Consider the following 9,599-nt stretch of genomic DNA (forward strand, 5'->3'; position numbering starts at 1 on the left):
ACGAAGGAGTTGCCGAACCCAATAATAAAGGACAATTTTCTAATTCGGCTCGCCATTGAGCAACGTTGCGAGCATGATATGTGGGAATGGGGGAATCCTGCTTGAAGGATGAATCGTGTTCTTCGTCAAGGATAATTAAACCGAGATTGGGTAAGGGGGCAAAAACGGCACTACGTGTACCAATTACTACTTGAGGTTCACCAGTGAGCATTTGTCGCCAAGTATCATAGCGTTCCCCATCCGAGAGGGCACTGTGATAAACACTCACTTTATTCCCAAAGCGATCGCGAAATCGATCGGTGAGTTGGGGTGTGAGTCCAATTTCGGGAACGAGAACAAGGGCTGATTTACCTTGGTTGAGTAGGGGGGATATTGCTTGTAAGTAAACTTCTGTTTTCCCCGAACCTGTGACACCATGTAGCAGGATTGTTGCGTATTGGCTAATTTGTTGGATGGATTCGAGTACTTGGGTTTGGTCTGTTGTCAGGGTTTTTACTTGCTCTCCCGTTAATTCTCCAGAATTTGTGGGGGATTCTCTGCGGAGTCTTTCCCGCTCTTCGATGACAACATAACCTTTATCTGCTAGGGTTTTTAGGGTGGATGAGCTAGCACTGGAAGCTTGGAGAAGTTCGCTTTGCAACATTTCACCCCCATGTCGCCGTAATACTTCTAATATTTCATGTTGACGGGTGGTAATGTCCCGTGCCAGGGGGTCATTTGTGAGAGTAACAGATTTTTGTAATTTGGGGCGGGTGAGTTTTGGTGCTTCCAGGTAGCTTTCAACTAAACCGTAGCGGGTTAGTTCGCGCACAGCTCGATATGCAGCTTTAACTTGACGTTGGAGGTAATTGTAACTGTAATCACCTGCGGGTTGGGCTTTGAGCAAATCGAATATTTGTCGTGCTGTTTGACTTAGGTAAGAGGGAACAGCAGGGATTCCTTTGACTAAGCGGATTCGACGTTGCGATCGCCCCAATAATCCTGGTGGTAATGCAACTCGCACCACTTGAATTAGGGGAGTGTAATAATACTCTGCAACTTTATTTAATAACTCCCAGTAAGCGCGGGGGAAAAAGCCTGCACTTACCACATCTTCAACATTACGAATTTTATCGATGGGAATATCTGCTGGTGGTTCTTCAAGCAGCCGAATTGCAATTCCACCTACTACTTGGGCACCAAACGGTACGCTGAGAATATCACCCGATTTTACCTCTAATTGCTCCGGCAGTTGGTATGTAAATAGCCCCGTCGTACCTGGACAATCGACTAAAACCTCTACCCATCGCTTTGTGATTTGGCGGTTGTTGTATCCTTGCCCAAGTTCTGCAACCTGCGAGGGGGCTAAATTTACATTATCTGTATACATAATTTTTAAACTATAACGAACACTTTTATTTGGTTATTTGGTTATTTGGTCATTGAACATGGGGCATTGGGCATTATTTCAGAACGAACAATAAATAAATAAAGAAAAAACAACAAACAGCAATTATTCAGTTAGGCATCCTGGTTGACATTGAACATCTGAGACGGCTATTCCACGTTATTTAATCCACAATCCTTAGTTGTCACAAATTCTGGAACTTATTTAATCCTCATTGCTAATCTAAATTCTATATCCAAACCTCCCCTTACTAAGGGGAGGTGCCACAGGCGGTGGGGGTGTTTTTTACTCTTATCCCTCTTCATTTTAAATTGCTACAACCTTTTATTTTTTACAATTAANGGCAAGGATACAACAACCGCCAAATCACAAAGCGATGGGTAGAGGTTTTAGTCGATTGTCCATCTTCATATTAAATTGCTACAACCTTTAATCTTTAACAATTAACTATCAAAAATTGTAATTAACAATACTTTTGTCGGACATAATACTTGATAAGTTTCCTATACAAAGTGCCTCACCCCCTAAAAAAAAATTACAATTGGGTCAGAGGGAACACTTTTTCGACGCAAGCAAGATATATTCAATAATCTCATAGTGCTGTATACTATACTTCTCTGCGAATATTAAATCAGGTACAGCGCCTTTTACCCCTATTGATAGATACTCAATAATTTAAGGATATGAGATGCTTTTATGCAGGTTCACTTTGTTCGAGTTATTTTTCCTAGTTTAAGCAGCCATACAAATTAAGTTTGATGCAAAAACTAGGACTAATTTACCACTACAAGGATTCTATATCTTTAGTTAGCCAAAGCATAATAATTCAGACAATTAAAGAAATTATAGATTTTTTTAAGCTTTGATTTAAATTTTGAGGAGTGGCGAAGGTTCTACTTTTATCTTTGTTAAGTTTAAATAATTTTGAGCAAGGAGAGTTTGACATATTTTTAATTAAGAAAAAGTATAAATTCAGATTACGAGGCGGAAAAATTATATTTTGAAATTACAGAGCAACAAAAGCTCCCGTAGTTCAATCATCTAAGTCCATTAGAGTAAGCCACAAAATGAATGATCCTGTGTTGTCATGCTGTAGCTTGCTACTTAACAGAAGCCGCTTGCGCGTCTACCCGCAGGGTGAAACGTACTCCGAAACGGAGAAGTAAACTACGCGTAGCGTGTCCCCTTGGGACTCAGCATCTCCGCAAGATTCTTCGGTCATTCTGAGGAACGAAGAGCATTTCTTCCTGTGGAATTCTCTTAGTTAAATTTTATAACACTCTCATGGTGTAAAAGTTTAACTTCCTAAGATTAGTAGGTCTTTCGGTTAAATACAAAGACCTCTGTAAATATAAAGATAGAGCAGAATTTTGGGCAGAAACATTGGTTTTTGTGATACTCCTCCGGAGTCGTTGCGCGATCGCAGCAAAGCACTTGTTCAGTTATTGAGTGAAAGCTACATACTGCATAAGTGTAACCACCAATGAATTATGTACCAACAAAGGCAACCATTCCTCACAGATGCTTATGAATATTGCTGAATTGGGAACTATCGAAATCATCGAAACCCCTACTGTTGAGATCGAAGAACCATCTCTCGAAATTTTAGAGGCAGTAGCCGATGAAGAAGCGTTAATTACGGACAATGACGAACGCGATGGCGACCAAATGGGAGCTGCGCGTCCTTCTGGCTATAATAAAACCGAGCATGATGATGCGGTAGGGGCATTTTTTAAAGAAATGGCTCGTTATCCGTTGCTGAAGCCGGATGAAGAAGTCGAGTTAGCCAGAAGAGTCAGATTTTTAGAAGAAGTTAGGGAATTACAAGCTACATTACAAAAAGATTCTCCGCAACCAGCTACAAGGGCAATGGTTGCCGAGCATTTAGAGATTACAGAGCGACAATTAGAAAGTCGCTTGTACCAGGGTAGAGTCGCCAAACGCAAAATGATTCGCTCGAACTTGCGTTTAGTAGTATCAATTGCCAAACGCTATCTCAATCGCGGAGTTCCTTTTCTGGATTTAATTCAAGAAGGAGCAATGGGTTTAAACCGCGCTACCGAAAAATTTGACCCCGACAAAGGATATAAATTCTCAACCTATGCTTATTGGTGGATTCGTCAAGCCATAACCCGTGCGATCGCAAATGATGCGCGAACAATCCGTCTACCAATTCATATTGTCGAAAAACTGAATAAGCTGAAAAAGGCACAGCGCGAACTCAAACAGCAACTTGGACGCAACCCCAGCGAAGTCGAACTTGCGGCAATTCTGGAAATTCCCCCGACTCAACTACGTCAACTTCAGCAACTTCGTCGTCAAGCACTTTCTTTAAACCATCGTGTTGGGAAGGAAGAAGATACTGAATTGATGGATCTGCTGGAAGACGAAGACAATCAATCACCTGAAGCAAAAATGAATGAAAGCATGATGCGTCAGGAGATATGGGAAGTTTTAGGTGATGTATTAACACCAAGGGAAAAAGATGTAATTTCATTGCGTTACGGTTTAACAACGAGCGAACCTTGCACGTTAGAAGAAGTAGGCAATATGTTCAATCTTTCTCGTGAGCGGGTTCGCCAAATTCAAAGCAAAGCAATGCGAAAACTTCGTCGTCCTCATATTGCTAAAAGGTTAAAAGGTTGGTTGATTTAATTTCAGTTGGTAATGGGTAATTGGGAATTGGAGTCAAAATTTTGGTATAGTTACTAAAAATTGAGATTCCAATAACTATACTAAAAACGGTTAAGGATTATACTTTTTATCTGCCAAACCTAATATTTATTAAGCCTCCCCCCTTAGTAAGGGGAGAGGTTGGAGGTTCTATATTAGTCGAATTTTAAGCCGTTTGCAGTATAACAATCATTAACTGATAGCCATTAACCTCCAACCTCTAATCTATATGACCTCGCGAAGTGATGTAATTGTCCGTTCTGCCAAACCTGAAGATTGCCCTGCAATTTTTAATCTCATTCAAGGATTAGCAGAATACGAAAAACTACAAGATGCATTAACCGGAGATGCTTCTACCCTCAAAGAGCATCTTTTTGGTTCTCAAAGATATGCAGAAGTAATACTCGCAGAATACAAAGGGCAGCCTGTAGGGTTTGCCCTATTTTTTCATAATTATTCGACATTTTTAACAAAACCGGGAATTTATCTCGAAGATATTTTTGTCCTCTCCGAATATCGTCGTCAAGGCATCGGCAAACTTCTCCTGAGCAAAGTTGCCCAAATAGCCGTTGAACGCAATTGTGGACGCTTAGAATGGAGCGTTTTGGATTGGAATGAACCCGCTCAAGCATTCTACCGTCGTTTGGGTGCTGATATTTTGGAAGAATGGCGGATTTGTAGGGTTACAGGTGATGGGATTAATCAGCTAGCGCAACAAAGTAAAAAGTAAAAAGTAAAAAGTAAAAAGTAAAAAGTAAAAGGCAAAAGAAATAAAGTTTAATTTTATACTTGTATACTTCAGGTTACTATTGCTGGAGATAATATACATTATAAAAAACAATTTAAACTTAACTGCAACAAAAATTAATTAATATTTATATTCCGAAAGCATTTTGTGAAGTATGACAGCCCGTCGTTTGACTATCCATAGTTTGGACAAGAGAATATTTAAAGGAAGATAACACTTACTCAGCTTTTGTTACAGAGGGAACACGTAATGAAGAGAATTGTTTCAGTATTGCTGCTAGGCATGGCAATTTTCACTTTTGCATTTAGCCGTCCTGCTTTTGCTGCTGGTGACGCAGCGAGTGGAGCAAAAATCTTCAGCGCTAATTGTGCTTCATGCCATGCTGGTGGTAAAAACCTAGTTCAAGCCAACAAGACTTTGAAAAAAGACGCTTTAGAAAAGTACGGCATGTACTCAGAAGAAGCGATTATTGCCCAAGTCGCTGGTGGTAAAAATGCAATGCCTGCTTTTACAGGACGTTTGAATGACGCGCAAAAGGCAGATGTAGCAGCTTACGTACTTTCGCAAGCTGATAAAGGCTGGTAATTAAGAACCGGAATTTAATTTCCCAGTTCTAAAATACTAATGTTAGGGGTGCGGCGATGTCGTGCCCCTAAAGGTGTATATTTCTAGCAAGCAAAAAAATCTTTTATTAAAGATGATCGATGCGATCGCATTGCGAGGAGAGGTTACAGAAACCTATAGTAGTCAAACAGTTTTAGCTGGAAATCAGCGTTTAAAAATCATCGATCGAGAAAGTGCAATTCAACCCATATTCAATCAAGTTGGTGATAAATTTATTGTTTTTAATGGGGAAATATTTAACTTTCAAGAAATTAAGTCGAGTCTATTTGTTGAGTGAATTACTCAAAGCTTCAGCAAGAAAGTTTATGCTTGTGAATAGGTAGGCATGAATAAGTCAATTACTGGAGAATAAACAAGTGAATATGCATAAATTAGGATTATTTCTAGCTCTAATGCCTCTGATTCTGTCACTGAATGCCTGTAGTGGACGATCGCGAGGAAATACTACCAGCAAGTTGGATACAATTAAAAGTCGTGGCAAACTGATTTGTGGCGTTAGCGGGCAATTACCAGGGTTTAGCTTTGTCAAGGCAAACGGAGAATATGCGGGATTAGATGTAGATGTATGTCGTGCGATCGCAGCAGCTATATTTGATGATCCCAAAAAAGTTGAATTTCGCAACTTAAACGCTAAAGAACGTTTTACAGCCGTGCAGACTGGCGAAGTCGATATCCTCAGTCGGAATACCACCTGGACTATTAGTCGAGATACCTCTGTTGGTTTAGAGTTTGCACCAGTGGTGTTTTATGATGGTCAAGGCATCATGGTAAGAAAAAATAGCAATATTAAGAAGTTAGAAGACTTGAAAGGCAAATCCATCTGCACCCAAACCGGAACAACCAACGAACAAAACCTCGCAGACCAAATGCGACAACGGGGTATTAACTACAAACCTCTTGTTTTTGAAGATGTAAATACTACATTTACTACATACGAACAAGGTCGTTGTCAAGCCGTAACTTCAGACCGTTCCCAGTTAGTTTCCCGTCGCTCAACTTTACCCAAACCTGATGACCACAGCGTTCTAGATTTGGTAATCTCAAAAGAACCTTTAGCGCCAGCCGTTGTCAATGGTGATTCCAAATGGTTTGATGTTGTCAAATGGACTATTTATGGTCTAATTAATGCTGAAGAATTGGGAGTTAATTCTCAAAATGTTACCCAGTTAGCAAATGGCAGTAATCCAGAAATTAAACGTTTATTAGGCACAGAAGGTGATTTAGGTAAAGGGGTAGGTCTAACTAATGACTTTGTAAGTCGGATTATTAAACATGTTGGTAACTACAGCGAGATGTACGATCGCAATTTGGGTAAAAACTCAGACTTGAAATTAGAACGGGGTCCAAATAAACTTTGGAATCAAGGTGGAATTCTTTATGCTCCCCCTTTTCGTTAGAGATTTTAGATTTTAAATTTTAGATCGAAAACTCCTAACTATCAAATCTCAATCAAATCACTCATCAGGCTAAAATTTCTATAAATTGACGGTAAAAGCTCCATGTAACTCTGCGTTTACCTCCGCACTGAAAAGCTAAACTCCAAGGCATTTTTCTCCCCGACTTATTTACATTCAAAAGATTTTATTATAAATAAAAACCCGCACTTGATATAAAAATCCAGAAGTTATTTAATCCAAAATCTAAAATCCAAAATATTATGATTCCCTTATGGCGTAATCGGCGATTTTTGAGTGTTGCAGGTCAATTTATAGCAGTATTACTGATTATGATTGTGGTAGGGATATTGTGGGATAACCTGACCTACAATTTAGAGCGAATAGGCATTCAGTTGGGATTTGACTTTATGCGATCGCAAGCATCTTTCGACATTGGTGAAACTCCAATTTCTTACCAACCTTCAGATAGCTATAGTCGCGCTTTCTTAGTTGGTTTGGTCAACTCCCTAAGAGTTATCATTGTCAGCATAATTTTGGCAACTATTGTCGGTATTACCGTTGGAGTGGCAAGAATATCTGATAATTGGTTAGTCCGGAATTTGGCTTTAGTATATGTTGAGATTTTACGGAATACACCCTTACTTTTACAATTATTTTTTTGGTACTCCAGTTTTTTTCTGAATCTGCCAAAAGTAGAAAATCAAATCTCTTTGTTGGGATTAATTACCCTTAATAATCAGGGCATAAAAATCCCTTTCGGAATAGAAATATCCTCTGAATTATCGGCATTAATTTTAGGATTAACCCTCTATGCAGGTGCATTTATTGCCGAAATTATCCGAAGTGGAATTCAATCAGTACCTAAGGGGCAATGGGAATCGGCACAGGCACTAGGTTTAAAGTCAGGATTAGTTATGCAGTTAGTAGTTTTCCCCCAAGCTTTGCGGGTAATTATTCCACCACTCACAAGCCAATATCTGAATATAGCAAAGAATTCCAGTTTAGCGATCGCAATTGCCTACCCCGATATTTACTTTGTTGCTTCCACCACTTTTAGTCAAACTGGTAGAGCTGTAGAAGTGATGTTATTAATTATGGTGACTTATCTAACTATGAGTTTAATTATAGCCTTCATCATGAATTTATTAAATCATACTGTCCAAATTAAAGAAAGATAATAGCTTTTAAAATTTTCTTCAAAGAAGCATTAATAATGAATCAAAATTTTCAATTCAAAAAATGGGTGCAAAAAAACCTATTTAACAACTGGTATAACAGTATTTTGACAATTGTCTGCTCTTGGTTACTGATTTCGAGTATCAAAGGCATTCTTAGCTGGGTGTTTACTCAAGCTCAATGGTCAGTTATCAATGTGAACTTACAATTATTTTTAGTTGGTCGTTTTCCCCAACAACTTCACGGACGACTTTGGCTATCATTAGTTATTATTCTTAGTTTATCTGGCTTAACTTGGGGAACTTTTATTCAGCGTTTACCTCAATTAATTAATAGTTTTTTACCTCTAGCTTGGGGATTATCTTTTCCAATCATTCTCTGGTTAATTGGTGGAGGTTTTGGACTAGAAAAAGTAGATACAAATTTATGGAATGGCTTGCTACTAACTTTAGTAATGGCAGTAATTAGTATTATTATTTCCTTTCCTTTAGGTATATTACTAGCATTAGGTCGTCAAAGTCAGATGTTTATGGTGCGAAATCTGAGTATTTTCTACATTGAAATTATTCGGGGATTACCACTAATTGGAATTTTGTTTTTAGCTCAAGTAATGCTGCCTTTGGTTTTGCCAGACGACATCCGTTTAGATCGAGTATTACGAGGAATTGCAGGTTTAACCCTATTCAGTGCAGCCTATTTAGCAGAAAATGTACGTGGTGGTTTGCAATCAATTCCACGGGGACAATCTGAAGCTGCCAAAGCGCTAGGCTTGAGTACTCCCTTAATCATATTACTGGTTGTCCTTCCTCAAGCCCTACGTGCAGTTATTCCAGCCCTTGTTGGTCAATTTATCGGTTTATTTAAAGACACTTCTTTGTTATCAATAGTCGGATTATTAGAATTGATTGGTATTTCTCGTTCGATTTTGGCTCAACCTGAATTTCTCAATCGTTATGCAGAAGTTTATTTATTTATAGGACTGATTTATTGGGTATTTTGTTATTCAATGTCCCTAGCTTCCCAACGTTTAGAAAAACAATTAGGTGTCGGTCAGAGATAGTTAAACTGCTCAACGATAACATTTAAACGGTCATGCTATCTTCCAATAGATTCATTTAAAATGCTCAACGATAAAATGTAAACAGTCATGCTGACGAAGGAAGCATCTTCCAATAGATTCATTTAAAATGCTCAACGATAAAATGTAAATAGTCATGCTGACAAAAGAAGCATCTTCCAATAGATTCATTTAAACTGCTCGACGATAACATTTAAACAGTCATACTGACAAAGGAAGTATCTTCCAAGAGATTCATTTAAACTGCTCGATGATAACATTTAAACAGTCATGCTGACAAAGGAAGTATCTTCCAAGAGATTCATTTAAACTGCTCGATGATAACATTTAAACAGTCATGCTGACAAAGGAAGTATCTTCCAAGAGATTCATTTAAACTGCTCGATGATAACATTTAAACAGTCATGCTGACAAAGGAAGCATCTTCCAAGAGATTCATTTAAACTGCTCGACGATAACATTTAAACAGTCATGCTGACAAAGGAAGCATCTTCCAAGAGATTCATTTAAACTGCT

The 9,599-nt window shown here is 38.6% G+C and carries 8 protein-coding genes; 7 read left to right on the top strand and 1 reads right to left on the bottom strand.

Annotated features, from left to right (window positions below; genetic code table 11):
* Window positions 1-1,369 (bottom strand): primosomal protein N' family DNA-binding protein (locus CK510_RS17425; protein WP_143289335.1); only part of this gene is annotated, 1,369 nt, incomplete at its 3' end.
* Window positions 1,370-2,914: 1,545 nt separating this feature from the next.
* Between CK510_RS17425 and CK510_RS17430 the strand changes: the two genes are divergently transcribed.
* The 7 genes from CK510_RS17430 to CK510_RS17460 all read left to right on the top strand — a co-directional run bounded on the left by CK510_RS17430 (window position 2,915) and on the right by CK510_RS17460 (window position 9,065).
* A complete protein-coding gene (locus tag CK510_RS17430; RefSeq protein ID WP_095722917.1) occupies window positions 2,915-4,042 on the top strand; it encodes an RpoD/SigA family RNA polymerase sigma factor in 1,128 nt (375 codons plus the stop codon).
* Between the two features lie 247 nt (window positions 4,043-4,289).
* Window positions 4,290-4,790, top strand: coding sequence for a GNAT family N-acetyltransferase (locus CK510_RS17435; RefSeq protein WP_095722918.1), 501 nt, complete (start codon window positions 4,290-4,292; stop codon window positions 4,788-4,790).
* Window positions 4,791-5,057: 267 nt separating this feature from the next.
* Window positions 5,058-5,393 carry a cytochrome c6 PetJ gene (gene petJ, locus CK510_RS17440; protein WP_095722919.1) on the top strand — a complete coding sequence of 112 codons (336 nt, stop codon included), beginning with the start codon at window positions 5,058-5,060 and terminating at the stop codon, window positions 5,391-5,393.
* Window positions 5,394-5,466: 73 nt separating this feature from the next.
* On the top strand, window positions 5,467-5,709 hold the full coding sequence (locus CK510_RS17445) for a class II glutamine amidotransferase domain-containing protein (RefSeq protein WP_143289336.1): 243 nt from the start codon (window positions 5,467-5,469) through the stop codon (window positions 5,707-5,709).
* Window positions 5,710-5,794: 85 nt separating this feature from the next.
* Entirely contained in the window at window positions 5,795-6,829 is a 1,035-nt protein-coding gene (locus CK510_RS17450; RefSeq protein WP_095722921.1) for an amino acid ABC transporter substrate-binding protein, read from the top strand.
* Window positions 6,830-7,089: 260 nt separating this feature from the next.
* Window positions 7,090-8,007, top strand: coding sequence for an amino acid ABC transporter permease (locus tag CK510_RS17455; protein ID WP_095722922.1), 918 nt, complete (start codon window positions 7,090-7,092; stop codon window positions 8,005-8,007).
* Between the two features lie 35 nt (window positions 8,008-8,042).
* Window positions 8,043-9,065 (top strand): amino acid ABC transporter permease, encoded by a 1,023-nt coding sequence (locus CK510_RS17460; RefSeq protein ID WP_211293219.1) that lies wholly within the window; start codon window positions 8,043-8,045, stop codon window positions 9,063-9,065.
* Window positions 9,066-9,599: the final 534 nt, after the last annotated feature.

The sequence above is a fragment of the Brunnivagina elsteri CCALA 953 genome (assembly GCF_002289455.1).
In the GTDB taxonomy this organism is placed as follows: Bacteria; Cyanobacteriota; Cyanobacteriia; order Cyanobacteriales; family Nostocaceae; genus Brunnivagina; species Brunnivagina elsteri.